Below are 26,288 nucleotides of genomic sequence, written 5' to 3'. Positions count from 1 at the left end.
CCCCGCCCGTTTAACACCTTAGTATTCGCGGCGCTGAGTATAGTATCCGTTATGCTGTAAACAGTTGGGGCTATAGACCTTAACGTGCTTATCGTGGCCCTTGCCTTTTCCCTTACCATGCCCCTTGCCCTTCCACTTACCTTTACCATTATTCTTAAGCTTAATTTCACATTGCTTAGGAAGATTCTGTGCGTGTCTAAAGTGCTTGTTCAGGCAGTCTTCAACATAGTAGGATCTATTGCCATCCGTTGTCCGGAAGGACCTATAACAATTCTGCGGCAACCGTTTATTGTTATCCGTCCAACGCCGGTTTGGTTTGTAGATTTGTTCTGGAATTGGCTTCACCGGAGCGGCAACTGGTTTGTTGTCACGCTCACGCTCGGCGACCACGCCAATGATACCCATCACAGCAATGGCCGCGAGGAACTTTTTCAAATCCTCATTCGCTTGAGCCGGAGCCGAGAACGACGGAACAGCCAAAACAGCGACCAAGAGAAGCGTTCGAAGATTGCGGATCATTTCAAAATTCCTTTATTTAGGTGCAATACGGAAATTGCGATGAAATAATTTTGCGCAATTGGGTGAAGTCTCTCAATATCACCTGATTGTTAGGGGATAACCGAACCTGTGATATTGAATAACACGCACAATTGGCGCATGGTTTTGAAATGATGAAACACATAATCTTCGCGATTGCGCTTCTTGGTGCCGCACCCGCCTCTGCCGCTTGTTATGCGGACTATAAAGCCAAGCAAGATAACCCTTTGCGACTCCATTACGGGGTTGTGAAATTAACGGATGATACCTGCGAAAAATCGGCCGCGGGGTCGGTAATTGCAAAACGGATCGGCAAAGACGGCTGGACACTTCTCACGGTCATCAGTGTTTTTGACGATGCCGCCTTGAACGGTAAGAAAGCGAGCGCGGGTGCCTACTTCCTTCGCTACTAAAGCCTCTCATTCTGGCAACCGTGTCATTCTGATTGGAACAATCGTTGTCGTCGTACTCCTCGCAGGTGCGGCGGCACTTTTGTTGTCGAACCTCCCCGATGCCAATGCGTTCAACGCGCGTGTTGAAAGTATCTTTATTGCCAACAATGATCTTACGTCCGGGGCGGAAATTAAGCTTCTAGAAATCCTTGCCCAATCGGGAACAGCCTTTTCGGATACGCTGAATTCCTATCGTGTCACGATCCTCATCTTACTGGTTTTTGCTTCAATTATGATGGTCGTTTCGCTCGTTTTCTTGCTGACGATCCTATTTTTGAATCGCCGCATGGGCGAGGTTGAGCGCTCGGGAATTCAAGTAAATTCCCTCCTGATTAGCCGAGAGGAAAACACGGTTTACCTCAACAATATGGAATTTGTCCTTACCCCCGCCGCAATCGAAACCCTCTCGGTTTTGGCTGAAGCGAGGATGGACGATGATGTCATGACAGGGGCCCAAATCGAAGCCGTTATTTCGGGGCGCAACGAGGTCGATTGCGACGAGGCCGCGGGCGCAACACGAATAAAACGGCTGCGCGATTCGCTGGGCAACCAAATGGTCAGCAATTTATTGGTTAAGAACGTTGCTCGACGGGGTTATTTGCTCTCGATTGAAAAAGACGTCATTCAAATGCTATAACCCCCGAAACTCGGTTATTTTCTCCTTCTATACCCGTTCAAATTTTGTGACAGGAATTTTCTATGTCGACCCTATCCAGACGGCTTTTGATTTGTCTCACGGCCGTTTTCCTTTCGTTGGCTACGACAATTTCGGCCCAAGAAACTACCGAAACTGTTTCGATCAGCACAGAGCTCCAAAGCGCGGAAACGGATCAACAGGTTCTCTCCATTCTGATGGTGCCTTTAACATCTGAGGAATTGGCCGAAGTCGCGAACGCGTGGCAGGGCATCGTCCATGCGCAAATGGACGAAATTGCCAACATTAATCTGAAGGTTTTGACTGCCAGCGCCACGGAAATCGACGCCCTTCGTACGCAATTGTCCACCATGACGACCGAGCAATTTGCACTTCAGCGGAAATACCAAAGTGTTCTCAAAGCTTGGGGCCGAAAAGGGGGGGCCGCTGAAGACTTGGAGAGCCATGAGAATTATTTAATTGGCCTTAAAGAGAGCAGCCTCCAAACTACTGATTCCATTACCCTATTGCGCACTGCTGGAAACTGGATGATCGCGCGCGACGGCGGGCTTGGAATTCTCATCAAAATCGGTACGCTTATTGTTGCCGTTTGGGTGCTGGCCTTTGTTGCGAAATTCATTCGCCGCGTGACACAGCGCGGGCTCGAGAAAATCCCGCATCTTTCGAACCTCCTAAAAGCCTTCATTCTTACTGTTGTTTACTGGCTAGCTTTTGCCATTGGCATCATGGTTGTTCTTGCGGCTTTTGGCGTCAATGTTGGGCCACTGTTCGCCCTCCTTGGTGGTCTATCCTTTATTCTCGCTTTTGCCCTTCAAGACACGCTCGGAAATCTAGCGAGTGGCTTGATGATTATGATCCTCAAGCCTTTCGACACGGACGACTATATTCATACCGCTGGCACCTCTGGAATTGTGGTTGAAATGTCGATAATTTCCACAAAAATCCGCACCTTTGACAACCAAATCATCGTCATTCCGAACTCCAAAATCTGGGGCGATGTTATTACCAACGTCAATGCCTCCGATACGCGACGCGTTGATATGGTGTTTGGAATTGCCTACTCCGACAGTGCCGACCATGCGATCGGGATTCTCAAAAAATTGCTTGAGGACAATAAATTGGTGCTCAAAGATCCGGCCGCAGATGTGTTCGTTGGCGAATTGGCCGACAGTTCGGTAAATATTTTCTGCCGCTCATGGGTCAAAACCGAAGATTATTGGACCGTCTATTGGGATATGCTTGCCCGCGCCAAGACCACATTTGAGGCCGAGGGTATTTCCATTCCGTTCCCTCAACGCGACATCCATGTTCACCAGATTACTGCCGATGCCAGCGACAAATAGAAATTATATTTTTGGGATTTTGAAATGATCAAAGTTGTTTTAGGCGCGGTTCTCGGGGCCGCAATTGTAGTTGCCGGATATTTTCTGTTGAACAAACCAGAACCAACATCAGAGCAACGTTTAAAAAGTGCGCTTGAGGATGCTGGCGATGCAGCAAAAGATGTAGTCGGAGACGTTGGAACCTCTATCGCAAAAGGCGCGTCCGACAAGGCTGAAGGCATGGCGCGCTATGTCGAACAACTCTCGGACGACGCCAAAGTTAAGCTTGAAATTGAACTCGCTAAATGGAGGGAGTCTGGAATTATTTCGGACGACAGTTTCGATTTTGAAAAAGCCGTCGCAGACCTCAAAAACAGTGATCTCTCAACTGCCACACAAGCTCAAATAAACGACATCCTCAAAACCCTACAAGACGCCCCAGAGTCTTTTGACGCACAACTCAACGAGCTTAGAAAGCAACTTGAAAAATAGTCGTAAAATCGCCTGTTAATTGGCGTGACCGATCTATACAAATTCAAAACAAGTGGCCTCGTGGCTCAATTGGATAGAGCAGCCCCCTCCTAAGGGGCAGGTTGGTGGTTCGAACCCACCCGGGGTCACCAACAAAATCAAGCCAAGACAATCGCTTGAAATCCCATCAACGCGCAGAGAAACATCATAATGTGTTTCGAAAATTTGCACTTTTTCTGTTCATTAGCTGAAAATGAAAACGCCGCGTCTTTTTATAAAGACAGCGGCGTTTGGTCTTCTGAGGCGTACGAAAACTCTCTAGAGGAATGTATCCCAATTTGAGGTATCTCTGCAACATCAATCGGTACACAAGACGAACACAAACGCAGTGCCTGAATGATCGTATTTAGTCGGTCTTTTGGAACTGAATGCACCTTACGGCGATCAGCTTCATGAACACGTCGGCTACCCGACCGGTCGTTTTGTCCCTTACCGCTCGTACAAAATTCTTGTGTTCAGTTGGATTAAGGCGCGCAGCACTGCACTTTAGCAATGCTGGCAAACGTCTACCAGCTTGGATGGGGCATTTCATGCATCCCTATACCCCCCACTGTCTGGTTCCTGAAATTGTCATACCATCCTTCCCCTAGTTGTTGGGAGAACGCGTACGCGGATTAGGCGGCGGTGTTCACCGCGAATTCCTTGGTGAAGTTTATAACTCACAAAGCCGTCGATTTGGGTTCGTGGAAACAGAATTGACACCTTGATGGATCGCCTCTGCCTCACGGGCAACGCTTACCAGCGACCTCGCCCGTGGCAAACAAATCACGGAATTTGGCATTCTGGGACAAAGCATGACTCGCTTTGTAGCGCGGCAGGACAAAAACGGTCCCGCCGGACAATGGACCGAAGATTTGGTAACACAGGTACTCTACAGGGACGGTGCTAGAGGGCGTGGGATGTGCCGATCGATTTTAGCCGCATCGAACGTCCACAGTATCCCCGCTTTTAGGGCGATGCTTCCGCAAAGGTGATTCATTCCTGAAAAAACGATATAGTGTGGTTATTCTTCCTCGCAGGCCTAGCGACAAATCAATGGCCTCTGACACGGTCCAATGTGCTACAAAGCGTCATTCCTATGGAGGGAGAAAAATGCCTCACGTTGATCTAAATGGTGCCCATATTCATTTCACCGACACCGGCGGGACTGGCGGCGTAATCGTGTTTTCCCACGGCCTCCTATTTAATGGCGCCATGTTTGAGGAACAAATTGCCCATTTCCAGAAACCATATCGCTGTATTACTTTCGATCACCGCGGTCAGGGGCAGAGTGGTGTGACCAAAGGCGGATACGATATTGACACACTCACAGAAGATGCTGCTGCCCTCATTGAGCATCTTGGGGTCGCGCCTTGTCACTTTGTCGGTTTGAGTATGGGTGGATTTGTTGGCATGCGATTGGCCGCAAAACATCCGGAATTGTTGAAAACGCTCACCCTGCTCGATACCTCCGCGGACCCTGAACCGATCGAGAACGGACCGAAATACCGTATGCTCAATTTTGTTGCCCGCTGGATCGGTTTGTGGGCCGTAACGGGGCGCGTTTTGCCGATCATGTTCGGGCAGACATTCCTGAACGACGCGGCTCGGGTGAAGGAAAAGAAACGGTGGGCGGATGCGATTGCAGGCAATCACCGCATCGGTATATCGCGGGCGGTGTCAGGTGTGATTGAGCGCGATGGCTGTGCAGAACTTCTGAACAATGTTAAATTGCCCGTCGGGATCGGGGTTGGAGAGGAGGATGTAGCCACTGACCTTGAAAAATCTGAACGCCTTCATGCGGCGATTAAGGGGTCGGAACTATTCGTCCTAAAGGGCGCAGGCCATTCTTCTTCAATCGAGACACCAAAATTGGTCAACGACCTCATTGAGCGGACAATAGGCCGTGTGACATAGGGGGGGTCTTTCGGGAGAACTTCCCTTTGTTGCGCCCCTATTGAAACACTGCCGCATTTCTTAATACTTGTGCACGGAAGCGACCTCTCCAATCAAGTGTTTCAGACTTGCTACCTATTTGAATACATTGCAGGATCAAGTTGAGCCCGCATGATTAATGGACACATCACCCAATGCCTAAGACCCCTTTTGAGACAGTAAATCCGGACTCTAAAAAACTTGGAACACTGTCGACCTTGTCGATTGGCCTCGGCGGAATGGTCGGCGGCGGAATCTTTGCTGTAACGGGGTTGACGATTGAGTTGACCAAACAGGCCGCACCACTTGCCTTTGTCATTGCTGGGATTGTGGCCTTGCTGACCAGCTATTCCTATCTGAAATTGACGCTGGCCTATCCGGGCGAGGGCGGCACTGTTGATTTCCTCTGTCGCGGTTTTGGTACGGGTTTATTCACAGGGGCCGCCAATATCCTCCTCCTGCTGAGCTACGTGGTTTTGCTGGCGATTTACGCCTATGCCTTCGGAAGTTATGGCGCGGATCTTTTTCCTCATGAGTCGCAAAATTTCCTGATACATTTATTAACCAGCGGCGTCATAATCGGCCTTGTCGGCTTGAACGTTCTGGCAGCTAAACTCGTCATCAAATCCGAAAACGTGTTCAATATCATCAAAATGGTCCTGTTGGTCGGTTTCATCATTGCGGGTTTCCTCACACCGATGGACTGGACACGATTGGACCCCGTCGGCGCCGTGACGCCCGTCGCTCTCATTGCAGGCAGTATGCTGATTTTTCTGAATTTTGAGGGGTTTGAGCTGATCGCCAATGCTTCCAAAGATGTGGCCGACCCGCGCCGCTCCTTACCGATTGCCTACATTGGCGGAGTGCTCATTGTCATTGCCCTCTATGTCCTGATTGTGAGCGTTGTTTTGGGACATATGAGCCTTGAGCAGGTCGGCGCCAATAGGGACACGGCTCTTTCCGCTGCGGGCCGAGGGGTTCTGGGCAAGACCGGATATATTGCTATCGTCGTGGCCGCCTTAATGGCCACAAGCTCGGCGATCAATGCAACGTTTTTTAGTACAGGTCGCTTAGCCTATGTCATTGCCAAAACGGGGCAGTTGCCTAAGGAAATCGAACGAACAATCAGAAACGAACATTCCGAGGGGGCCATCATTTGCGCGGCTCTGGCACTAATCGTTGCCAATTTCATTCCCCTGCAAGCCATTGCAACAGCGGGCAGCGCCGGTTTTTTGCTCCTGTTTTTCTTCGTGAATGTCGCGAGTGTCCGTTTGGCCAAAGAAACGGGTGCTCGGGCGTGGATATCTGGCCTTGCGGCCTTCACCACTGCGGGAGCCTTGGGTGCGCTATGCTGGAAAGTCGCTGAAAACCCAGCAACACGTAGCCACCTCGTAATTGTAGGCGCGATGATCGTGGCCTCTGTGCTAATCGAGTTTCTTTATCGCTCAGCGACCGGTCGCAAAATCTCCCTCAGACGCCATAAAGCAATCTGATATGGGCAGGTGTTTTTAGCCGAGGCTACGCGGTTTGATATTGCGTTTCGCCGTTTCCAAATATGCAGATCCATAATGCTTACTAGGCTCTAATATGGCGTTTTCGGCCCATTCGTTCCATGCGTTGATAAACAACTCGTTCCGATAGGACCCTTCAAGGCGATGGGCGCGTATCGACTTCAACCAACGATCAAATGATTGCGGGTTGGCCCCATATGCCATATGCGCGGCAGCCCCACGACGTGCGGTATTATCCCAGCTTGGCATAACCCCGGCAATTGTATTGGCAGGGAGGCCACGCACGTAGGATTTCTTCGCGCTGTTTTCAATCACACCGTCATAGCTATAGATAAGGCCTGAAAAAGAGCCTGAATATTCGGAATCAAGACTATCAATTTCGATCAAATCTTTTTCAACGACCATTCCGTGCGGCGGCATTTCAATCCAGAAATCAAAAACGTCTTCGGCGACAGATTGATCGCCCGAAATATGGAACCGTACCGCGCCCAACTCCACTTCACCAATTCCAGAATCGCGCCAAGCTTGCCGCATTAGAGCCACATTTTGAACGGGGTTCGGCATGTCTTCGGGGCGATAAATCACGAATCTTGGGTCGCGACCATTTGGCCGTTGATAGCGAGCGTCCCGCATATATGGGAGGCTGTCCTCGACCAAGCGCTCTTCAAAACCTTCACCATAGGATTGATCCAGAAGGATTTCGCCCGAGAGGCCATCCCAATTGCGCCGCCAGCTTTCGTTGGCCCAACAAAGATAGAATGGGAAGTCAATTTCTGGGGCGTTAAGGAGGTTATTCATCGGCGTTTCTAAGATACGCGTCCGATCAAACCAGTAGTGATAGACACAAAACGCGTCGATTCCGGCATCCTTGGCCAACTCGGCCTGCTGCCCCATGACCGACGGCAATCGCAAATCATAGAACCCTAAATCGGCGGGTAAAACGGGTTGTTGGTGGGTTTTGTACTGGGGTTTCGCAGCGACGGTCGACGTCCATTCGGTAAACCCTTTGCCCCACCATTTGTCATTCATTTCAGTTGGATGGAACTGCGGCAGATAAAAACAGGAGGTAAATTCAGGCAATGGCAATGGGTCAGCAACAGGTCTCGACATGATTTCGGAGGTTTGACGCGTGGTCTGCCCCCCATTTGTAGCCAAGAACCCGACACCGCGTTCAAACGCATGGGCGAGTGTTCCGTCGACCTGGCCCAACTCATATTCGAAATCGTCCTCTGTCAGACGGATCCCCTTTATCATAGACAAGATTTCGGGCTTCAACCAATAAATGGACCCCGCTGGGAATGAAATCCCCTTCTCTGTGATAGGAACTTCGACCCGCGCCAACATCGCTTTTGTCCGCTCGAAATTAGACCCCCACCAGCGCGTTTCGGTAAAATGTTGACCGTCTGCAACAAGGAACCCTGCGGTCTCATCTGCCAAGAATGCATCAGTGATAAGGGACGTATTTTGCCCATCTAGAAGACCCGAAATCAAGTGATCTCGCCATTTTTCGCCATCGGTTCGATGCGGGGATTTCTTGGTATGAAACTTACAAATCGCGGAATAACCGTCCAGAACACTCGAATTCGCGAGATAGACAAAAGGGAAGATATCGCGACCGTGGTTATGCAACTCAAAACAACGCGCAGACGGGAAAGTCGCGCGAATATCGGCGAACATTTCATCCGTTTCACTCGGATCAAAGGTCGCTGTCACAAACAGGTCAAATTCGATATCTAGATCCAACAGACGCGCCTTAAAGTCTGACCACAAGTCATGATAAAACACGTGGATGACGACGGCAAACTTGGCCTTTTGGCCCTCGATCAAGGGTCTGACAACTGCAGTTTTCTTCCCATCTCGCGAGGACGCACCCGGGCGCACAGCAGTCGCACGTCCTTCGTTTTTGCCGCGCTCCAGATAATGCCGCAGGGCCTGTCTATGTTCAGGGCCAATATCTTTATTCAAACGCATGTAATCTCTGGGAGCGAAATCTGGGTTGGGACGCAACCCCAAACTCTCGCCATAAAGCACATAATGCCGTTCAGGGAACCGATGGTAAAAACGATTGATATTACTGTTTGTACGCAAATAGAACCCGCGGTCAAACTCTGGACTGCGCTTCAAAATATTCACGTATTTAACCGCTGACGGCGTCATGAAAGCGACTTTAAAAGAGGCCTTAAACCTCCGCTTTAGTGTCTCAATAGTGTGAAAATCCAAAAGGCCCGTCCCGAAAATTTGCGATGGTGAAAAATTCAGATTTTTCATCAGTCATTGAGAATAGTGCGGTTGTAACGGTTGAGCAAGAGAAGCCCAATGCCAAAAGCCGCGAATGACCCCAAATAGACGTAAAGAGGCTCGATATAACTGCCCTGATAATTCGTGTAAAAGCCGCGCCGCATTTCTCCGACTACATGAACAAGGGGGTTAAATACCAAAAACTCATTAAACGGACGAGGAATTGAGTCAAAAAGAAACAATACCCCGGAAATAATGAGAAGGGGCTTGTTTACAATGGCCCAAGCTTGCCCCCAGATTGGAAACATCGACATAAGAAAACAGTTTAATGTTCCAACCCCAAGCCCCAAGGCTGCCGCCATGCACATCGCGTTGATTATATGAAAGGGATCGAGAATTGGTCGCATATCGCCAAACCAAATGATGCCCCATATCACGAGGGCAAATACCATTATATGAGTCAAACTCGTGAGCAAGAAACGTGCGAGTATGGCATCAAAATAGGTAACCGCCGGATAACTCAAAAGGGATTTAGAAAACTGAATCGAGGCCGCAACCTTTGATGAGAGGCCGAGATAGAAAACAAAAGGCAAAAAACCGGACGCATAGAAAAGGGGGAAGCTCGTCCCGAGGGGGGGAGCGCGAAATGCCGCGGAGAAGACGATCGACAACAGGGCAATGCCCGCGACGGGTTCAAGGATCGCCCAAGCATATCCCCCTGGCGATCGGCCATAGCTGGTCGCCATTTCTCGAAGCAACAATGCGCCAACCGTACGGGCCGTCTTGTGCCTTCTCGCATGCAGGCCTTTCGCGAAGAATGCCACCGATCCACCCTTTTTTGTTCTATGGTTTCCCTTTTAATAGATATGAAGGAAGTGTTATCAATAGGCAAATGATCAGATGGGGAATCCAGTGTCGACACAGAAGGTAAATCCGGGATCCGGTCCCGTTGCTCAGCCGGCGGCCCCCAAGAATGCAAACCCGAATCAAGGGACGAGCCCCATTCGCCCTACGACTCCAGCACAACCCAAGGCAAATCCTGCCGCTCCCAAACCAGCGGCGGCAACACCAAAGCCAACCGTGGTTACCATTGCACCGCCAGCAAACAGAGCCAAACTAGAGCGGCGGCATGGGCTTATCGCTGTCCTTTTCGCCCTTATTGTTGTTGTGCCAGTGGGCCTCTGGGCTGCTTACCTTTATCAACGTGCAGAAGATCAGTTCGTATCAACCGTTGGGTTTTCGGTTCGAACAGAAGAAGCGCAATCGCCACTGGATATATTGGGTGGCTTGGGTAGTCTCTCCGGATCGGGCTCCCGCGACGCGGATATTCTCTATGAATTCATCCAGAGCCAAATCATGGTCCAAACCATTGACGCACAACTCGACCTACGAAAGCTATTCTCTATTCCCGAAACCGATCCGATTTTCTCGTTTGATCCGGAAGGTTCAATAGAAGATCTGGTGAAGTATTGGCAACGCATGATCCGCGTAAACTACGATACCGGCACACAACTTATTGAACTCCAAGTTCGGGCCTTTACTCCGCAAGACGCCCAAAATATCGCACGGGCGATTTTTGAGGAAAACTCGCGAATGATTAACGCGCTTAGCGCGATTGCCAGAGAAGACACAACGCGTTACGCCCGCGAAGAGCTGGACAAATCCATCGCGCGCCTGAAAATCGCGCGGGAGAAAATGACCCAATTTAGGCTGCAAAATCAAATCGCCGATCCGGAAACGGAAATCGTGGTGCAAACTGGCTTGATGAATGCCCTTCAACAAAGGCTTTCGGACGCGCTTATCGAACTTGATTTGCTCAGTGACATTGCGTCGAAAACCGACCCTAGGATCACCCTCGCTCAGCGAAAAATCGATGTTATTCATGCGCGGATCAATGATGAGCGGCGGAAGTTTGGGTCCAATCCAACCGGCCAAGGTGGCGAAGATTTTTCCACAATGATCGGCGAATTTGAAAGCCTGATTGTTGATCGTGAGTTTGCCGAGAAATCCTATCTAGCCGCCTTGCAGGCCTATGATTTTGCTTTGGCCGAGGCCAGCCGTCAGAGCCGGTATTTGGCTGCCTATGTGAAACCAACCTTGGCAGAAACAGCCCTTCATCCAAAGCGCGAGCTACTGTTAGGTCTAGCAGCCCTGTTTTTATTCATGATCTGGGCAATTCTAACGCTGGTCCTATATTCCATCCGAGATCGCCGGTAATTCTATGATTCAGCTTTCGAATCTCAGCAAGACTTTCTTTCTTAATGGAAAGTCTAAAGTTGTTGCGCAAAACATTAACGCGGTCTTCCCGTCTGGTGTTTCGATTGGGCTTTTGGGGCGAAATGGAGCAGGCAAATCCACGTTGCTGCAAATGATTTCTGGCACGCAACGGCCAACCTCGGGTTCGATAAGTTCAACGGGGTCAATTTCCTATCCGGTTGGTTTTGCAGGAAGTTTTCATCCGGAACTCACAGGGTCTCAAAATGCACGGTTCGTTGCCCGTATTTACGGCGTGGATACGGAAAAATTGACCGAATTTGTTAAGGATTTCGCCGAATTGGGCGTGCATTTCGACCTACCGTTTCGAACCTATTCCTCGGGAATGCGGTCGCGTTTAGCATTTGGCGTGTCGATGGGAATCAAATTCGATACCTACCTCGTGGATGAGGTCACATCTGTTGGCGACGCGGCGTTTCAAACAAAAAGTTCCGCGCTTTTTCAGGAACGCATGAAGACAAGCGGCGCAATTGTTGTGTCTCACTCCCTGCCGATGATAAGGAAATTGTGTTCGGCTGGTGCGGTCCTAGAGAAAGGCCGCCTTTTTTACTACGACGGTATTGAAGATGCGATAAAGCATTATAACCACGTGATTCAGGGCCGAACCCCGCCTTGGATTGTCGAATACTAGCCGTATTCCACAGAATTGATCCTAATCAGAGCCAAAAAGATCACGCGTAAACACTTTGTCAGCGACGCTAAGAAGCTCGCTGGATGTTCGATTTGCCACGATCACATCGGAACATCTTTTGAATTCCTCAAAGTCCGAGAAAACCTTGGAATGGAAAAATTCATTTTCATGCAAAGCGGGTTCATAGACAATTACGTCGATACCCTTGGCCTTAATCCGCTTCATGATCCCTTGAATCGAACTTTGGCGAAAATTGTCTGAGCCTGTTTTCATAACAAGGCGATATATACCGACAACTTTAGGGCCACGTGCGATGATTTGATCGGCGACAAAATCTTTGCGGGTGCGGTTCGCATCCACAATGGCACGGATCAAGTTTTGTGGAACTTCCGAATAGTTTGCCAACAATTGCTTGCTGTCTTTGGGTAGGCAATACCCGCCATATCCAAACGACGGGTTGTTGTAATGGCTTCCAATGCGTGGATCCAAGCCAACACCGTCAATGATCTGACGTGCATCCATTCCCGAAGCCAAGGCGTAACTGTCCAATTCGTTAAAATAGGCAACGCGCATCGCCAAGAACGTATTAGCAAAAAGTTTGATCGCTTCTGCTTCGGATGCGCCAGTAAAAAGGGTCTCGATGTCCTCTTTTATAGCGCCTTCCTTCAGCAGATCAGCGAATATCTTCGCCCGCTCGCTCTTTTCACCGACAACAATTCGGCTAGGATATAGGTTATCATAAAGTGCACTCCCTTCCCGTAGGAATTCAGGGCTAAAAACTACTTGATTAGTCTCTAACTCGGCTGAAATTCTCTTTGTAAAACCCACGGGTATCGTTGATTTTACAACAATGGTTGCCGTGGTGTTCACGGAAATGACTTCCTTGATAACCGCCTCAACTGTGGATGTATCAAAGAAATTTGTCGAGGGATCGTAATTGGTTGGCGTCGCAACAATGACATAGTCGGCATCACTATAGGCGCGATTCCGATCGTCTGTTGCCAACAGTGAAAGTTGCTTATTGGTCAAAAATTCCTGAAGTTCCGCGTCTTCAACTGGGCTCCGGCGCGCGTTCACCGCCTCCACGCGTGAAATGTCTAAATCCACAGCGATCACGTCGTTATTTTGTGCCAATAAGACCGCATTTGACAAGCCCACATACCCAATCCCAGCTACACAAATCTTCACGTCAATTCCTAACTTTAAAACTCATATTTTTGTACGCTTGGTCTATCAGAGGTTCAGAAAAGACACACACTGAATTCAACCCTTGCAAGAACACGGTTCGATTCTGTTGCTCAACTGGACAATTTCTTGCCTTGCGATCTAAGCTACCGGCTATACTGTTCCCAAATATTGTGTGGGTGGGATTTGGTTTTCGTGACAAGAAACGCACGAAAACCCGGCGTAAGACACGTATTGTTACGCTCAAACATGGGCAATTGAGGGCTAAGTATGAACATTCAGGAATTCCCCTTACAGCGGGCTGGTGCCGATCTTGACCATTTGCTGGAAAAAGCAAAATCCTTTGATCCCGTTGTGACCGCCGTGATCCATCCTTGTGATGCGCTGTCCTTAGCTGGAGCCCTTAAAGCGTGGGATCTTAAGCTCATTGTGCCCATTCTAGTTGGCCCAGAGAAACGAATTCGGAGCGTGGCCGATCAAGAAGGTCTTTCGTTGGACGGGGTTAGAATCGTTGACTCCGAGCATAGTCACGATTCGGCCGAGCGGGCGGTTCGCCTTGTCCGCGAGGCGAATGCTCAGGCCTTGATGAAGGGTGCGCTACACACTGACGAAATAATGGCCTCAGTATTGGACAAAACGGAGGGTTTGCGAACAGAGCGCCGTATGACCCATGTGTTCTTTATGGACGTGCCAGCCTATCCAAAGCCGCTCCTTATCACCGACGCTGCAATCAATATCGCACCCGACTTATTGACCAAGGCCGACATTGTTCAGAATGCGATAGACCTTGGGATTGCGCTTGGAATATCGGTACCAAAAGTTGCCATTTTGTCAGCCGTCGAAACGGTTAATCCGCGTATACCCTCAACAATTGAAGCTGCAGCGCTTTGTAAAATGGCGGAGCGTGGCCAGATAATAGGTGGCATCGTCGATGGCCCTCTGGCATTTGACAACGCTATTTCACCCCAAGCGGCCAAGGCGAAAGGGATCATTTCCGATGTCGCCGGCCACGCGGATATTCTTGTCGCCCCAGACCTAGAATCCGGAAATATGATCGCCAAGCAGCTCACATATCTTGCGGGTGCGGAATCAGCAGGACTGGTTTTGGGCGCACGCGTCCCCATAATTTTAACCAGCCGCGCTGACGGAATCCGCAGCCGTATCGCCTCCTCGGCGCTCGCGTCCCTTTATAGAGCTTCTCAGTTCAAATGAAGGCGGTTCTTGCGCTCAATGCTGGATCATCCACATTGAAGTTCAGTCTCTATCGCGCCTTAAAAGAGCCGAAACTCATTTTGTCCGGCATGGTCGACAATATAGCAGGTGCCGCTGAACTTATCCTCAATCGAGGTGGCAAGAAGACCAATACTCCCGTCCAAGCGGCGACACCACAAAGTGCCTTGGACGCAGTTCTGTCGGGACTATCCAGCGATTTCGCGAAACTGGATATTGTCGCTGTCGGCCATCGGATCGTACATGGTGGTACCCGATTTGGTGCTCCCGAAATCCTCACACTCGAAACAATGGAAGCACTGGGCGACCTGACTCCCCTTGCGCCACTCCACCAACCATTCAATCTCGCGGGTGTACGAGTCGCGCAAATCGCCTTTCCGTCTGCGATTCAAATCGGTTGCTTTGACACCGCCTTTCACCGCGAGCACCCGTGGGTAAATGACACTTTCGCGCTGCCCCGAGAGTTCTATGATCAAGGTATTCGCCGTTACGGATTTCACGGGTTGAGCTATGAATTTGTAACCGAAGAACTCATGCGTCGCTATCCAGACCTCAAAGACAAGCGGATCATTATCGCTCACCTAGGGAACGGTGCGTCTATGTGTGCGATCAAAAACGGAAAAAGCCGCGCGTCTTCGATGGGCTTCTCGGCTCTTGATGGCCTACCGATGGGAACCCGCTGCGGACAAATTGATCCCGGAGTAATTCTCCACCTCATTGAGCAAAGAGGAATGACCCCACAGGAGGTTACGCATCTTTTGTACCATCAAAGTGGTATGAAAGGTTTGTCCGGAATTTCCGGTGATATGCGTAAGCTACTGGCGTCTGATGCGTCGGCAGCCAAGGAAGCGTTGGATTATTATGTATTCCGTGCCCGACGGGAAATTGGGGCTTTAACCGCAGTTCTTGAGGGCCTTGATGCCTTTGTTTTTTGCGGAGGTGTTGGAGAAAACTCCGCCGTTCTTAGGCAACGTATAACCAGCGGTCTTGGTTATCTCGGCCTCTTCGTAGACCCCATTAGAAACGCCCGAAATTCTTCGCAGATCGGTACAGGACCCGTTCAAGTATTGACGATCCCAACAGACGAAGAATATGTGATTGCTCGCGCGGCGGTGCAATCTTTAAACAGTCTCTAATCAAAGGTCTTTGGTTCATCTGGGACTATTTCCGCATCCTGAACGTCTTCCTCTGCATCCAAGTCGTCGTTACGAATACTCTCGGTAATGAGCGCCAACATTGAAGCAGAATTTGTTGATTCACTTTCGGGTTCCGATGGCGTTTTCCAACTCAATGTATCAATGCTATTGCATTTGGTACAAACTGGCACCCAAACACCGTGCACTTGCCCACAGTTATCGCAAACCCATGCCTCGCTTCGGGGGGCGGTAACTGCTTTTGCAAGCCATCCCCGAACAGTCGCATCGTCCGCGCCTTCACCCCGTTCAATCGCCGCCATCAATGCCAAACTACGGGAGGACGGTGACGTTTCTGCCAATGTCCCCATTTTTCTCCGCGCCGTGGGAAAGTCTTCCGCAGAAATAAGGAGTTCCGCCAAAAGCATTATCGTCTCGGGGTGGCCTGTGCGCTGTGTGGTGAGGGCCTCAAATCGCTTCAACCGCGCTTTTGCATCTTCGTTTGTATCAATTCGAGCAAAGGCTGCCGCCAAATCGGGATGGGGTTGAGCAGCCCACGCTTTTTTCAACAACCGCGCGGCAAGCTTTGGTTTGCCCTGCTCCATATAGACATCCGCGGCTAAAACGGACGCCGGGATTAAGTCGGGAGATTGTTTTTGTGTGGCAATCGCGGCTTCACGTGCCTCGATCGTTGACTTTTCATCCAAAAGGATACTGACTTCGGACAACGCCAATACAGCGTCGCGTCGCTTATAAACATCTCTTGGAATCGCCCCTGTCTTGAGCTGAGATTTAAGGGTGCGGCGCGCGCCTTGCCAGTCGTGCTTTTCGGTCTGAAGCTGCAACAACGTGTTCTGGGTTTCTGTGTGTCGTGGTTTTAAGGCAAAAGCTTTTTCCGCAAGGGCCAACGCTGTGACTGTATCTCCCTGTGCAAGTTTCTGTTTCATTATCCCACGCACGCCAACGAAACGCGTGCGCTCGTCAGTAAGCAACCGCCTGTAAACTTCCTCAGCTTTTTGAGTATCACCAGAGATTTCAGCGGCCTGCGCCGTCAATAGATTCGTCAATTCGGGCCGGTTTAGATACTTGTCAGCACGCGCTGCCTTCGCCATCGCAACGCGACTTTCACCCGACGAAAGCGCCATCATTCCCTGCGCCAGTGCCTCATATCCCTTACGCTCACGGTTGCGATCGAAGTACCGCGAAATCGCGGTTTCGTCGCCACTCAGGAAACGTATGACGGCCACAATAAGTCCTACGATTTTGATCAGGAGCCACACCAAAACAAGGAGAGCTGCCAAAACGATTGCCGCCTGCAACGGCTGCAACGTAAATTCAGTGTTTGCGACCGCAATCCGAATTCCCTCGTTCGACTCAGCTAATATTCCAGCGCCCAGCGCGAGCGCAGCAATAAGAACCACAAAAGATAGAATTTTAACTAGTGACCAAATCATGAGGGCTCTCTTAATTTTCTGAAATTGAGGAAACGAAGGTTTGGATGGCGGCTTGTGTCTCTAATCGGTAAGTTGCGGACTTCACCCAATCCGCCATTGCTTCTTGGCTCGCTGAAGGGAGGGACGCAATTTCTGAAAGCGCCTCTTGGAGGTTTGCATCCCCAACTGCAGCCTCGGCCCTAGAAAGGATGGCATCAGGATCATCGCCGGCACGCGGTTCCAATGATCTCGCTCCAGTTTGACTGCGCAAAAAGGCGCCCAATCGGTCAATCGCACTCTCGTCCGTCGTTTCATACGCAACTGCAGCAATAGCGGCGCGTGCCGCAGATGGGAACGCTCTCCTCAGGTCCGCCACGGTCGCCACGCCGGAAATCGAAGCGGCTTGCAATTGAGCGGATGCTTCTTTTCCGGTTGCTTTTGTAATATCAGCCAAAGCGGCGTCAAAAGAGTTACCGCCTTCAATCGCCGAATTAATATTGGACATTCCAGCCCTTAATAGAGCCGCATTAGCGATCGCAGTTGCCCCAGCCTGAAGCTCTTCGGCTTGGCTTGTGGCCATAGATATCTTGGCTTCCGCCTCTTTGGCAACGGTTTCAATCTGGGATTTTTGCGCCGCCAATGTTTCACGCATAGCTGTCAATTCCCGCTCGTAAGCAGCTACCGCAGCATCAGATGCATCATTGCTAGAAATCGGGCGTTTCTCAAGGTCGGTTAACCTCACCGAAAGCTGTTCGACACTCGCACTCAATGCATCAAGTTCAGCATTTACTCCTACAACATCCTGCTTGCTTTCTTGAGAAAGCGCCGTCAGTTCAGTGGTGTATTCCGCGCTATCGACTTTGCTTCCCAACGCGCTCGCTTGTGTCTCAATCATTCGTCTGAGTTCAACTATTTCGTTTGATTGGGATGCGATCTTGGCGTCCATTTCACTAGTATCTATGCCCGCGACAGGCCACCCTTCGGGCACGAATTGTGCCACACCAAAGCCAAGTATTGCAGCAACCGCACCACCAACAAACGCGGGAACCCCTGCCCTTTTTTTGGCAACTGGTTCGATATGGTCGTCGGCATCCGGTTTTTCCGAAGCCACGTCTGCATCTGGCTCGATATCTGGAATGACAGCCTCATCCTGCGCTTCAACTTCGACCGTTTCAATATCGACCGTTTCGACAACAGGTTCAGATTCCGCGTTCGTTTCTTCAATTTGTGCGTTTTCGGGAGAAGTCTTATTGGTCACGAAAAGTCCCTTTCTAGCGTCACATTAACAATAGCCATCCGTGACGCATATCACAATCAAGTTAGGTCTACGCGCGCGTTGCGAGGTTCAATCGCAGAAATATCGCGCTACAATTTGAAGCATCATATCTCCGGTTGGTAGTCGAGGTACAACAATATTTTTGCGAAAAGGTGTTGGAAGTTGGCTGGCTACATTTTGACTCAGCGCAACGATCTTTATTTTATGAGTGCGCGCAAGAGGAAGAGCGAGGTTTTGAATTTGTTCAGAAAACAATTCGGCCGTTCGTGGCGAAAACAGCGGAGCCACCACAATATCTTCTCCTTTTAAAAGGGATTGCGCCTTTTGCGTCAACGGCAACGCATTTTGCATGTACACAACTTGCTCTAAACACCTGACCCCAGCAGATTTCAATCGACCGGCAACATCGCCACGCGTAAACGCGCCGTGTAGGTGAACGAGCTCCATTTCTGGCGGGTTAGAGACTATTTTTTGCACGAGAGCTGAGGCTGTTTCGCCGACCTCTCGCACGTCAAAGCCAGCCTTTCTCGCGAATTCTGCCGTGATGTCGCCGACGCAATATGCGGGCCTTCCAGCGCCCGCCCCTGCTCCAATAACTCCGTTTCGGGATGAAAAAATCGCAGCTTCAAACCCCACATCATACTGCAAATATTCGATCTCAATAAGAGGTGAGTAAGTCACGTCCTCTTCAGGCCCAAGATTTAGCCTGTTAGCAAAGTCTTGGGCAGCTTGGATGGGACGTGTAAGTAATAGGGCTGGATGTTTTGAAATCATTGACGAACTACTGGATTGTTTAGATTGAGCGGGAATGTTACCTGCGAATAGAAAGGAGCGCCAATGCCAAAGCAACTCACAGTGCTGGGAATCGAAAGCAGCTGCGATGATACCGCCGCGGCAATTGTACGCCACGAAGTTGGTAGCGCCCCACAGATTTTGTCGCAAGTAGTGGTCGGACAGGCCGACCTTCACAAGGATTTTGGTGGTGTGGTCCCCGAGATCGCCGCACGTGCGCATGTAGAAAAGCTCGATTACTGCGTCCAAGATGTCATGAGCCTTGCAGGTCTCAGCTTTTCTGACCTTGACGCAATTGCCGTAACATCCGGCCCCGGTCTTATTGGCGGTGTCATTTCGGGCGTCATGTGCGCCAAAGGAATCGCAGTAGCAGCGGGCTTGCCGCTGATTGGCGTCAACCATCTTGCGGGGCACGCCTTGACCCCCCGCCTGACGGATTCCCTCGATTTCCCCTATCTCATGCTGCTGGTCTCGGGAGGGCATTGCCAATTTTTGATCGTTCGCAGCGAAAACGAATTTACCCGCCTAGGGGGCACCATCGACGACGCCCCCGGTGAAGCCTTTGACAAAATCGCGCGGATTTTGGCGCTACCGCAACCCGGTGGTCCGAACATCGAGAAATGTGCGCTTTCCGGTGATCCGGCGCGTTTTCGTTTTCCGCGCCCGCTTCTTGATCGGCCGGGATGCGACATGTCGTTCTCTGGGTTAAAAACGGCCGTTCTCCGCGCCCGTAATTCCGTGGTTTCCGACAAGGGCGGGCTTACCAAGAAAGATCAAGCCGACCTGAGCGCGGGTTTTCAACAGGCGGTCACGGCGGTGTTGATAGAGAAAACACGCCGTGCCCTTGCAGTTTACTTGTCTGAAAACCCAAGTGTGCCGGCCTTTGCTGTTGCGGGAGGCGTTTCGGCCAATATGGAAATTCGAGCTGCATTAGAGACTGTTTCTGCGGAAAACGGTGCGCGTTTCATCGCGCCTCCGCTTGCCCTATGCACGGATAACGCCGCGATGATCGCTTGGACTGGGCTTGAGAGATTTCGGGCAGGTCACGAGGATGATATGACACTAGCCGCTCGCCCTCGATGGCCACTCGACACCAAAAGTGGTTCAATGCTTGGGTCTGGCAAGAAAGGGGCCAAAGCGTGAGTATTTCTGTTTTAGGTGCTGGCGCCTTTGGCACGGCGTTAGCGATTACATTGTCCAATGCGCGCACCGACGTTACGCTGTGGGCGCGTGATGAAATCGCAGTGAAGACAATGCAAACGACACGGATGAACGCCGCGCGCCTTCCGAAGGCCCGTTTTCCCAAAACCTTGACCGTGTCATCCGACCTAGAGACGGCATGCAAAGCGGACACCATTCTTCTCGTCATCCCAACCCAGAAACTCGCCGCCTTCCTTCATTCGCATGCGACATTGTTGGATGGAAAAACGCTGGTTGCATGCTGTAAGGGCGTAGACCTCGCAACGGGTTTAGGTCCGGTGCAAACCATTGCGTCAACAATCCCATCGGCTCAGGCCTGTATTTTGACTGGGCCGAGTTTTGCAGTAGATATTGCCGCGGGCCTCCCGACCGCCCTCACACTTGCTGGCCCCAAAAATTGCTTGGAACCGCTGCAAGAAATGCTGTCGACACCTGCCCTGCGGCTCTATTGGACAACCGATACGGTTGGCGCTGAACTCGGTGGAGCCCTTAAAAACGTCATTGCAATCGCGAGTGGCGCGGCCATTGGGGCCGGTTTCGGGGAAAGCGCCCGCGCCGCCGTTATGACGCGGGGGTATGCCGAAATTCAACGCCTTGCGATTGCCCTTGGTGCCATGCCGCAAACCCTTGCAGGCCTTTCCGGCTTCGGGGATTTGGCGCTTACCTGCACATCCACAAGAAGTCGCAATTTTAGTTTTGGGTTTGCACTGGGGGCAGAAACGGAATTTGATTCTGGTTTGACGGTTGAAGGCGCGAAAACCGCCGAAGCTGTCTCTAATCTGGCTAAAAAACATGGTATCGAAATGCCCATCACAAATGCCGTGGCCGCAATTTTGGCTCAACGTCTAACAGTTTCCCAAGCGATGGAAGCCCTCATCGCGCGCCCTTTAAAGGAGGAATAACATGTTCGTAGCCCTAATCGCCAAGGATAAACTTGGCTCCCTCGACGTACGCAAAGCCAACAGAGACGCGCACGTGGCCTATCTTAAGTCCACCGGTGTCGCGCAAGCAGGTCCATTTCTGGACGAAAATGGCGACATGTGCGGCTCGCTTGTAATACTGAATGTTGAAACCATCGCAGATGCACAAGCATGGGCCGACCAGGACCCCTATGCCAAGGCAGGCCTGTTCCAATCTGTTGACCTACAACTTTGGAATCGGGTCATTGGCTAATGGCGTATTGGCTGTTCAAATCAGAGCCTAATGCATGGGGTTGGGACGATCAGGTCTCCAAAGGCGGTGTGGGCGAGGAATGGAACGGGGTGCGCAATTATCAGGCGCGCAACAATATGCGGCTGATGGAAATCGGCGACTTGGGTTTCTTTTATCACTCCCTCAAGGAAAAGGCCGTTGTCGGCATTGTTGAGGTCTGTGCCCTCGCGCATCCAGACAGCACAACCGACGATCTGCGCTGGGAATGTGTGGATATTCGCGCTGTGAAACCTGTAGTAAAACCTGTTACCCTCGCCATGTGCAAAACGGACCCGCGCCTTGAAAACATGGCTTTGGTCAAGAATACGCGTCTCTCGGTTCAACCCGTAACAGAGGCTGAATGGACTATCATCTGCGAGATGGCTGGAGTGACTTTTTAAGGTTTGCGAAGTTTTCCGATTGCAATATGGAATTAAGGTTATATTGAGCGAAGAAACTGGAACTCTGACGGAATTGGACACTGCCTTGACCCATGACAACACTGCCGCAAATTCTGTTTATGCGATCGAACGCTGGGGTAAGGATCTAGTCGGCGTGCTTCCCAATGGCGATCTTGGGCTTCGCAACCCCCTCAAGCCAGACGCGCCTATGGTGAGTTTGCCTGTGATTTTGCAGGACCTCGAAGAACGCGGCGTTCATGCACCCCTTTTGTTGCGAGTAAGCTCGTTTCTGGAAAGCAGTATCCGCGCACTCAACGAAAGTTTTGCCTCCGCGATCAAACGTGCAGGATATAAAAACGATTATCGTGCGGTTTTCCCCGTCAAAGTGAACCAGCAAGCACAGGTTATCAGCCGGATTGTTGAATTCGGCAAGCCATACTCCCATGGCCTTGAAGCGGGTTCCAAGCCTGAATTGGTGATCGCCCTCGCCCAACCTTTGGCGCACGACGCGCTTATTGTTTGCAACGGTGTTAAAGACGCGGAATTCATCCGCCTTGCCATTTTGTCGCGTAAACTCGGGTTCAACACCGTGATTGTTCTGGAAAGCCCGAAGGAATTACAGACCGTTCTTGCCGTGGTTAAAGAATTGGGCGAGGAGCCACAACTTGGTGTTCGGGTAAAACTTTCCAACCGAATTTCTGGGAATTGGGCAGAGAGTTCCGGCGATCGTTCGACCTTCGGGATGCACACAGACCAACTTGTTGACGTTGTTGATAGCCTCAAAGAAGCAGGCCTCATTCACTGTCTCAAATTTCAGCACAGCCATTTGGGCAGTCAAATTCCGGACGTAAATGACGTGCGCCGCGCTACTGGCGAAGCATGCCGTTATTTCGTCGAACTCACACGCGAAGGGGCGCCCCTGACTCACCTCGATTTGGGTGGCGGACTTGGTGTTGACTATACGGGCGAGAAATCAACCAACGAGAACTCGATCAACTATTCGGTCGACGAATATTGCACGAACATTGTTGAGACCGTGTCCTATGCATTGGATGAGGCGAAAATCCCGCACCCAATTCTTGTAACCGAGAGCGGTCGGGCCGTTGTTGCGACCTCGTCGATGCTTATTTTTAACGTCCTTGAGGCCACACTTTACGACTCTCACAACCCAACCGTACCTGCGGCTGAGGATCATCACTTTGTTTCCGACCTTGCTGCGGTTTCTGGCTATTTAGAGCCACAACGCCTTCAAGAGTGCATTAATGATTCCAGCTTTTATCGCAACGAATTGCGGGCCTTGTTTCGGCGGGGATATATTGACCTGCGCCAAATGGCGCGCGCAGAGCGTATTTATCTCCACCTCATGTCCAAGATCAAAAGCCTTGCGCCCGAAGTGGGCACGGCCCCAGATGTCGATGCTCATTTGGAGCAGTTGGCGGATATCTATCACTGTAATTTCTCACTGTTTCAATCGCTTCCTGATGTTTGGGCAATCGACCAAGTTCATCCTTTGGTGCCACTACAAATGCTCAATGTTGCCCCCGACAGACGCGCGGTTTTGTCGGATATCACGTGTGATTCCGACGGAAAAATAGACAAGTTCATCCTTGCGGACGGAATTTCGCCTTCGCTTCCTGTTCATACTCTGGACGAAAGCAAACCCTATTACATCGGTGTCTTTTACGTCGGGGCCTATCAGGAAACTCTGGGCGATTTGCACAACCTATTTGGCGATACCAATGTGGCGACAATCGACCTGCGCGACGACGGAAGTTTCGACCTTTTGCACGAACAGGAAGGCGACACGATTGCCGAGGTTCTGTCCTATGTCGAATACGATCCGCGCGATTGTGTCGATGCGTTCCGTGCAAGGATCGACAACGAGATTTCTCACAAGCGCCTAAATCCCAAAGACCGCAAAACACTTTTGGCGGCTTACCGCGACAGCATTAATGGCTATACTTACTATGAATAACAACGAGACGAGGAGAGACGTCATGGGCAAAACATTAGTAATCGGCGCGGGCGGTGTATCGTCCGCCGCTGTGCATAAAATGGCAATGAATTCGGATGTTTTCACCGAGATCACCTTGGCTTCACGGCGCCTTTTCAAGTGCGATGAGATCGCGGCGGGGGTTAAATCCCGCACAGGCGTCACGATCAAGACGGCCCAAGTGGACGCAATGGATGTTCCTGCCGTTGTGGCTTTGATCCGCGAAACGGGTGCGGAATTACTGGTCAATCTTGCGCTTCCCTATCAAGACTTGGTTCTGATGGATGCCTGTCTTGAAGCTGGAATCCACTATCTGGATACCGCTAACTATGAGCCAGAGGACGAAGCCAAATTTGAGTATCACTGGCAATGGGCCTATCAGGACAAGTTTAAGGCTGCGGGTCTAACCTGCATTCTTGGCTCTGGTTTTGATCCAGGGGTGACCTCGATTTACGCCGCTTGGCTCAAGAAACACAAGTTGGATACCATTCGCCAAATCGACGTCCTTGATTGCAACGGCGGCGACAATGGCAAAGCGTTTGCCACCAATTTCAACCCCGAGATCAACATCCGAGAAGTCACCGCAGACGCGCGTCACTGGGAAAATGGCGATTGGGTGACGAGCCCCGCTATGACCCACAAAGTAGCCTTTGATTTCCCAGAAGTGGGCGAGAAGAACATGTACCTCATGTATCATGAGGAACTCGAAAGCATGAAAACCCACTTCCCCGAAATCGAACGGGCGCGGTTTTGGATGACGTTCGGCGATGCCTATATCAATCACGTGCGCGTGCTTGAGGGCATTGGCATGACGTCCATTGAGCCTATTATCCATAACGGCCAAGAAATTATCCCGCTACAATTCCTTAAATCCGTGTTGCCAGATCCGTCCGATTTGGGCGAATTGACCAAGGGCAAAACCTGTATCGGGGATATTGCGACGGGTCTCAAAGATGGCGTGGAAAAAACCTATTATATCTACAATATCTGCGACCACGAGGAGTGTTACGCCGAAGTTGGAAGCCAAGCGGTTTCTTATACGACCGGTGTTCCAGCCATGATCGGCGCGGCTATGGTTCTCAAGGGAATTTGGCGCGAGCCAGGCGTTTGGAATACCGAGCAGTTGGACCCAGACGCCTTTATGGACATGCTCAACGAACATGGTCTCCCGTGGGAAGTCCATGAGCTTAGCGGCCCTGTGGAGTTCTAAACATGGCTCAAATCATGCAAACACAAGCTGGCGACGCAGGTGCCTTTTCGCATTTTGATTTGTCACGCGTTCCCAGCCCGTGTTTCGTGGTGGATGAGATCGCCATCGCACGCAATTTGGCGATTTTGGCTGAGGTTGCGGATCAATCCGGCGCACATATTCTGTCGGCACTCAAGGCCTTCTCGATGTTCGCCTTGGCGCCGATGGTCCGTCAATATCTGCATGGGACATGCGCCTCAGGCCTCTATGAGGCGCGCCTAGCGCGTGAAGAATATGGTGGCGAAGTTGCGACCTATTGTGCGGGCTACAAAGAGAGCGAGTTCGCTGATATTCTCGCTCTTTCCGACCACATAATCTTCAATTCTGCGGCACAGAAAGATCGCTTTCTGCCACAGGTTAGGGCCTTATCACGAGAGGTTTTGGTTGGATTGCGTATCAATCCGGAACACTCAGAGGGCGAAATTCCAAAATACGACCCCTGTGCGCCAAATTCACGTTTGGGAATGCCAATTTCCCAACTGACGCCTGCATGTTTAGAGGGCGTGGACGGACTGCATTTTCATACGCTTTGCGAACAGGGGTTCGCCCCTCTTGAACGCACATGGTCGGCTGTAGAGGCGCAGATTTTGCCGTATGTTTCGCGTCTTAAATGGCTCAACTTTGGGGGCGGGCATCACATCACACGCGGCGATTATGATCGCACGGCCCTTATTCAATTTATACGTGATTTAAGGGCCAAAACAGGCTTGGAAATATATCTTGAACCAGGCGAGGCCGTCGCCCTTGATGCGGGAATACTTGTCGGCGAAGTTCTAGACTTGCCCACAAACGGAATGGCGCTTGCGATTACCGATATTTCGGCCACATGCCACATGCCAGACGTGATCGAAGCGCCCTATAGACCCGCAATGCTAGACGAGGATCCAAATGGCCACGTCTATCGGCTAGGTGGCCCATCTTGTCTCGCTGGCGATGTGATTGGCGACTACGCCCGCGCAGCCCCACTCGCGATTGGTGATCGGATCGCCTTTCTTGATCAGGCCCATTATTCCATGGTAAAAACAAATACTTTCAACGGCGTAGCCCTTCCCTCGATTGCACTTTGGAATTCCGAAACCGACGAATTGACCATGGTGAAGCAGTTCTCTTACGACAATTTTCGCAACAGGCTATCATAAC

General features: G+C 50.8%; 24 protein-coding genes and 1 tRNA gene. 18 read left to right on the top strand and 7 right to left on the bottom strand.

What is annotated here, in order from left to right; all coding sequences use genetic code 11:
* Positions 1-18: 18 nt before the first annotated feature.
* On the bottom strand, positions 19-519 hold the full coding sequence (locus AB9F26_RS13250; protein WP_335583977.1) for a hypothetical protein: 501 nt from the start codon (positions 517-519) through the stop codon (positions 19-21).
* A gap of 152 nt (positions 520-671) precedes the next feature.
* Between AB9F26_RS13250 and AB9F26_RS13245 the strand changes: the two genes are divergently transcribed.
* The 7 genes from AB9F26_RS13245 (at position 672) to AB9F26_RS13215 (ending at position 6,904) form a co-directional block, all read left to right on the top strand.
* Complete coding sequence (locus AB9F26_RS13245) at positions 672-950, top strand: hypothetical protein (protein WP_369755440.1); 279 nt, start codon at positions 672-674, stop codon at positions 948-950.
* On the top strand, positions 928-1,626 hold the full coding sequence (locus tag AB9F26_RS13240) for a response regulator transcription factor (protein ID WP_039003342.1): 699 nt from the start codon (positions 928-930) through the stop codon (positions 1,624-1,626). The genes AB9F26_RS13245 and AB9F26_RS13240 overlap by 23 nt, the downstream gene beginning before the upstream one ends.
* 62 nt (positions 1,627-1,688) lie before the next feature.
* Positions 1,689-2,987: a mechanosensitive ion channel family protein gene (locus tag AB9F26_RS13235; protein WP_369768233.1), complete on the top strand. Its 1,299-nt coding sequence runs from the start codon at positions 1,689-1,691 to the stop codon at positions 2,985-2,987.
* A gap of 24 nt (positions 2,988-3,011) precedes the next feature.
* Positions 3,012-3,458 (top strand): hypothetical protein, encoded by a 447-nt coding sequence (locus AB9F26_RS13230; protein ID WP_335583973.1) that lies wholly within the window; start codon positions 3,012-3,014, stop codon positions 3,456-3,458.
* 54 nt (positions 3,459-3,512) lie between these two features.
* Positions 3,513-3,589 (top strand) — tRNA-Arg (locus AB9F26_RS13225).
* A gap of 1,000 nt (positions 3,590-4,589) precedes the next feature.
* Positions 4,590-5,393, top strand: a complete 804-nt coding sequence (locus AB9F26_RS13220; RefSeq protein WP_369768232.1) for an alpha/beta fold hydrolase — start codon at positions 4,590-4,592, stop codon at positions 5,391-5,393.
* Positions 5,394-5,566: 173 nt separating this feature from the next.
* The gene (locus tag AB9F26_RS13215) at positions 5,567-6,904 is read left to right on the top strand and encodes an APC family permease (RefSeq protein ID WP_369768231.1); all 1,338 of its coding nucleotides are present in this window, start codon (positions 5,567-5,569) and stop codon (positions 6,902-6,904) included.
* 15 nt (positions 6,905-6,919) lie between these two features.
* Here AB9F26_RS13215 and AB9F26_RS13210 read toward each other — a convergent pair whose 3' ends face one another.
* On the bottom strand, positions 6,920-9,079 hold the full coding sequence (locus AB9F26_RS13210; RefSeq protein ID WP_369768230.1) for a glycoside hydrolase family 99-like domain-containing protein: 2,160 nt from the start codon (positions 9,077-9,079) through the stop codon (positions 6,920-6,922).
* A 110-nt stretch (positions 9,080-9,189) separates the two neighbouring features.
* Positions 9,190-9,984 carry an ABC transporter permease gene (locus tag AB9F26_RS13205; RefSeq protein WP_335583969.1) on the bottom strand — a complete coding sequence of 265 codons (795 nt, stop codon included), beginning with the start codon at positions 9,982-9,984 and terminating at the stop codon, positions 9,190-9,192.
* 88 nt (positions 9,985-10,072) lie between these two features.
* On the opposite strand from AB9F26_RS13205, the gene AB9F26_RS13200 reads away from it, so the two are divergent.
* On the top strand, positions 10,073-11,377 hold the full coding sequence (locus AB9F26_RS13200) for a hypothetical protein (protein ID WP_335583968.1): 1,305 nt from the start codon (positions 10,073-10,075) through the stop codon (positions 11,375-11,377).
* 4 nt (positions 11,378-11,381) lie between these two features.
* Positions 11,382-12,065 carry an ABC transporter ATP-binding protein gene (locus tag AB9F26_RS13195; RefSeq protein ID WP_335583967.1) on the top strand — a complete coding sequence of 228 codons (684 nt, stop codon included), beginning with the start codon at positions 11,382-11,384 and terminating at the stop codon, positions 12,063-12,065.
* Positions 12,066-12,086: 21 nt separating this feature from the next.
* Here AB9F26_RS13195 and AB9F26_RS13190 read toward each other — a convergent pair whose 3' ends face one another.
* Positions 12,087-13,253 carry a nucleotide sugar dehydrogenase gene (locus AB9F26_RS13190; protein ID WP_335583966.1) on the bottom strand — a complete coding sequence of 389 codons (1,167 nt, stop codon included), beginning with the start codon at positions 13,251-13,253 and terminating at the stop codon, positions 12,087-12,089.
* A 267-nt stretch (positions 13,254-13,520) separates the two neighbouring features.
* Here AB9F26_RS13190 and AB9F26_RS13185 point away from each other — a divergent pair, with 267 nt between their 5' ends.
* Entirely contained in the window at positions 13,521-14,462 is a 942-nt protein-coding gene (locus AB9F26_RS13185) for a bifunctional enoyl-CoA hydratase/phosphate acetyltransferase (protein ID WP_369768229.1), read from the top strand.
* A complete protein-coding gene (locus AB9F26_RS13180) occupies positions 14,459-15,616 on the top strand; it encodes an acetate/propionate family kinase (protein ID WP_335583964.1) in 1,158 nt (385 codons plus the stop codon). Before AB9F26_RS13185 ends, AB9F26_RS13180 begins: the two co-directional genes overlap by 4 nt.
* On the opposite strand, the gene AB9F26_RS13175 is transcribed toward AB9F26_RS13180, so the two are convergent.
* From AB9F26_RS13175 to AB9F26_RS13165, 3 genes are all read right to left on the bottom strand, one after another.
* Entirely contained in the window at positions 15,613-17,067 is a 1,455-nt protein-coding gene (locus tag AB9F26_RS13175) for a heme biosynthesis HemY N-terminal domain-containing protein (RefSeq protein ID WP_335583963.1), read from the bottom strand. The genes AB9F26_RS13180 and AB9F26_RS13175 overlap by 4 nt on opposite strands.
* A gap of 10 nt (positions 17,068-17,077) precedes the next feature.
* Positions 17,078-18,304, bottom strand: coding sequence for a COG4223 family protein (locus AB9F26_RS13170; protein WP_369768228.1), 1,227 nt, complete (start codon positions 18,302-18,304; stop codon positions 17,078-17,080).
* 87 nt (positions 18,305-18,391) lie between these two features.
* Complete coding sequence (locus AB9F26_RS13165) at positions 18,392-19,096, bottom strand: uroporphyrinogen-III synthase (protein WP_335583961.1); 705 nt, start codon at positions 19,094-19,096, stop codon at positions 18,392-18,394.
* 63 nt (positions 19,097-19,159) lie between these two features.
* Here AB9F26_RS13165 and tsaD point away from each other — a divergent pair, with 63 nt between their 5' ends.
* From tsaD to nspC, 7 genes are read left to right on the top strand one after another with little or no spacing between them, the layout of a single operon-like run.
* On the top strand, positions 19,160-20,257 hold the full coding sequence (tsaD, locus tag AB9F26_RS13160) for a tRNA (adenosine(37)-N6)-threonylcarbamoyltransferase complex transferase subunit TsaD (RefSeq protein ID WP_335583960.1): 1,098 nt from the start codon (positions 19,160-19,162) through the stop codon (positions 20,255-20,257).
* The gene (locus tag AB9F26_RS13155; RefSeq protein WP_335583959.1) at positions 20,254-21,216 is read left to right on the top strand and encodes an NAD(P)H-dependent glycerol-3-phosphate dehydrogenase; all 963 of its coding nucleotides are present in this window, start codon (positions 20,254-20,256) and stop codon (positions 21,214-21,216) included. Before tsaD ends, AB9F26_RS13155 begins: the two co-directional genes overlap by 4 nt.
* 1 nt (position 21,217) lies before the next feature.
* Positions 21,218-21,487, top strand: coding sequence for a YciI family protein (locus tag AB9F26_RS13150; protein WP_039002912.1), 270 nt, complete (start codon positions 21,218-21,220; stop codon positions 21,485-21,487).
* Positions 21,487-21,906, top strand: a complete 420-nt coding sequence (locus AB9F26_RS13145; protein WP_335583958.1) for an EVE domain-containing protein — start codon at positions 21,487-21,489, stop codon at positions 21,904-21,906. The genes AB9F26_RS13150 and AB9F26_RS13145 overlap by 1 nt, the downstream gene beginning before the upstream one ends.
* 43 nt (positions 21,907-21,949) lie before the next feature.
* Complete coding sequence (gene speA / locus AB9F26_RS13140; RefSeq protein ID WP_335583957.1) at positions 21,950-23,881, top strand: biosynthetic arginine decarboxylase; 1,932 nt, start codon at positions 21,950-21,952, stop codon at positions 23,879-23,881.
* Positions 23,882-23,903: 22 nt separating this feature from the next.
* Positions 23,904-25,109 (top strand): saccharopine dehydrogenase family protein, encoded by a 1,206-nt coding sequence (locus AB9F26_RS13135; RefSeq protein ID WP_335583956.1) that lies wholly within the window; start codon positions 23,904-23,906, stop codon positions 25,107-25,109.
* Between the two features lie 2 nt (positions 25,110-25,111).
* Positions 25,112-26,287 (top strand): carboxynorspermidine decarboxylase, encoded by a 1,176-nt coding sequence (gene nspC, locus AB9F26_RS13130; protein ID WP_335583955.1) that lies wholly within the window; start codon positions 25,112-25,114, stop codon positions 26,285-26,287.
* Position 26,288: the final 1 nt, after the last annotated feature.

It is taken from the genome of Falsihalocynthiibacter sp. BN13B15, assembly GCF_041205415.1.
Classification (GTDB): Bacteria; Pseudomonadota; Alphaproteobacteria; order Rhodobacterales; family Rhodobacteraceae; genus Falsihalocynthiibacter; species Falsihalocynthiibacter arcticus.
This window is presented reverse-complemented; position numbering and strand designations above follow the sequence as displayed.

What these genes read in the sequence shown, in the direction of transcription:
- tsaD (WP_335583960.1), top strand. Translation starts at nt 19,160, where the DNA reads ATGCCAAAGCAACTCACAGTGCTGGGAATCGAAAGCAGCTGCGATGAT.
- AB9F26_RS13135 (WP_335583956.1), top strand. Translation starts at nt 23,904, where the DNA reads ATGGGCAAAACATTAGTAATCGGCGCGGGCGGTGTATCGTCCGCCGCT.
- AB9F26_RS13145 (WP_335583958.1), top strand. Translation starts at nt 21,487, where the DNA reads ATGGCGTATTGGCTGTTCAAATCAGAGCCTAATGCATGGGGTTGGGAC.
- AB9F26_RS13165 (WP_335583961.1), bottom strand. Translation starts at nt 19,096, where the DNA reads ATGATTTCAAAACATCCAGCCCTATTACTTACACGTCCCATCCAAGCT.
- AB9F26_RS13210 (WP_369768230.1), bottom strand. Translation starts at nt 9,079, where the DNA reads ATGACGCCGTCAGCGGTTAAATACGTGAATATTTTGAAGCGCAGTCCA.
- AB9F26_RS13175 (WP_335583963.1), bottom strand. Translation starts at nt 17,067, where the DNA reads ATGATTTGGTCACTAGTTAAAATTCTATCTTTTGTGGTTCTTATTGCT.
- AB9F26_RS13195 (WP_335583967.1), top strand. Translation starts at nt 11,382, where the DNA reads ATGATTCAGCTTTCGAATCTCAGCAAGACTTTCTTTCTTAATGGAAAG.
- AB9F26_RS13250 (WP_335583977.1), bottom strand. Translation starts at nt 519, where the DNA reads ATGATCCGCAATCTTCGAACGCTTCTCTTGGTCGCTGTTTTGGCTGTT.
- AB9F26_RS13150 (WP_039002912.1), top strand. Translation starts at nt 21,218, where the DNA reads ATGTTCGTAGCCCTAATCGCCAAGGATAAACTTGGCTCCCTCGACGTA.
- AB9F26_RS13180 (WP_335583964.1), top strand. Translation starts at nt 14,459, where the DNA reads ATGAAGGCGGTTCTTGCGCTCAATGCTGGATCATCCACATTGAAGTTC.
- AB9F26_RS13215 (WP_369768231.1), top strand. Translation starts at nt 5,567, where the DNA reads ATGCCTAAGACCCCTTTTGAGACAGTAAATCCGGACTCTAAAAAACTT.
- AB9F26_RS13220 (WP_369768232.1), top strand. Translation starts at nt 4,590, where the DNA reads ATGCCTCACGTTGATCTAAATGGTGCCCATATTCATTTCACCGACACC.
- AB9F26_RS13230 (WP_335583973.1), top strand. Translation starts at nt 3,012, where the DNA reads ATGATCAAAGTTGTTTTAGGCGCGGTTCTCGGGGCCGCAATTGTAGTT.
- nspC (WP_335583955.1), top strand. Translation starts at nt 25,112, where the DNA reads ATGGCTCAAATCATGCAAACACAAGCTGGCGACGCAGGTGCCTTTTCG.
- AB9F26_RS13245 (WP_369755440.1), top strand. Translation starts at nt 672, where the DNA reads ATGAAACACATAATCTTCGCGATTGCGCTTCTTGGTGCCGCACCCGCC.
- AB9F26_RS13235 (WP_369768233.1), top strand. Translation starts at nt 1,689, where the DNA reads ATGTCGACCCTATCCAGACGGCTTTTGATTTGTCTCACGGCCGTTTTC.
- AB9F26_RS13185 (WP_369768229.1), top strand. Translation starts at nt 13,521, where the DNA reads ATGAACATTCAGGAATTCCCCTTACAGCGGGCTGGTGCCGATCTTGAC.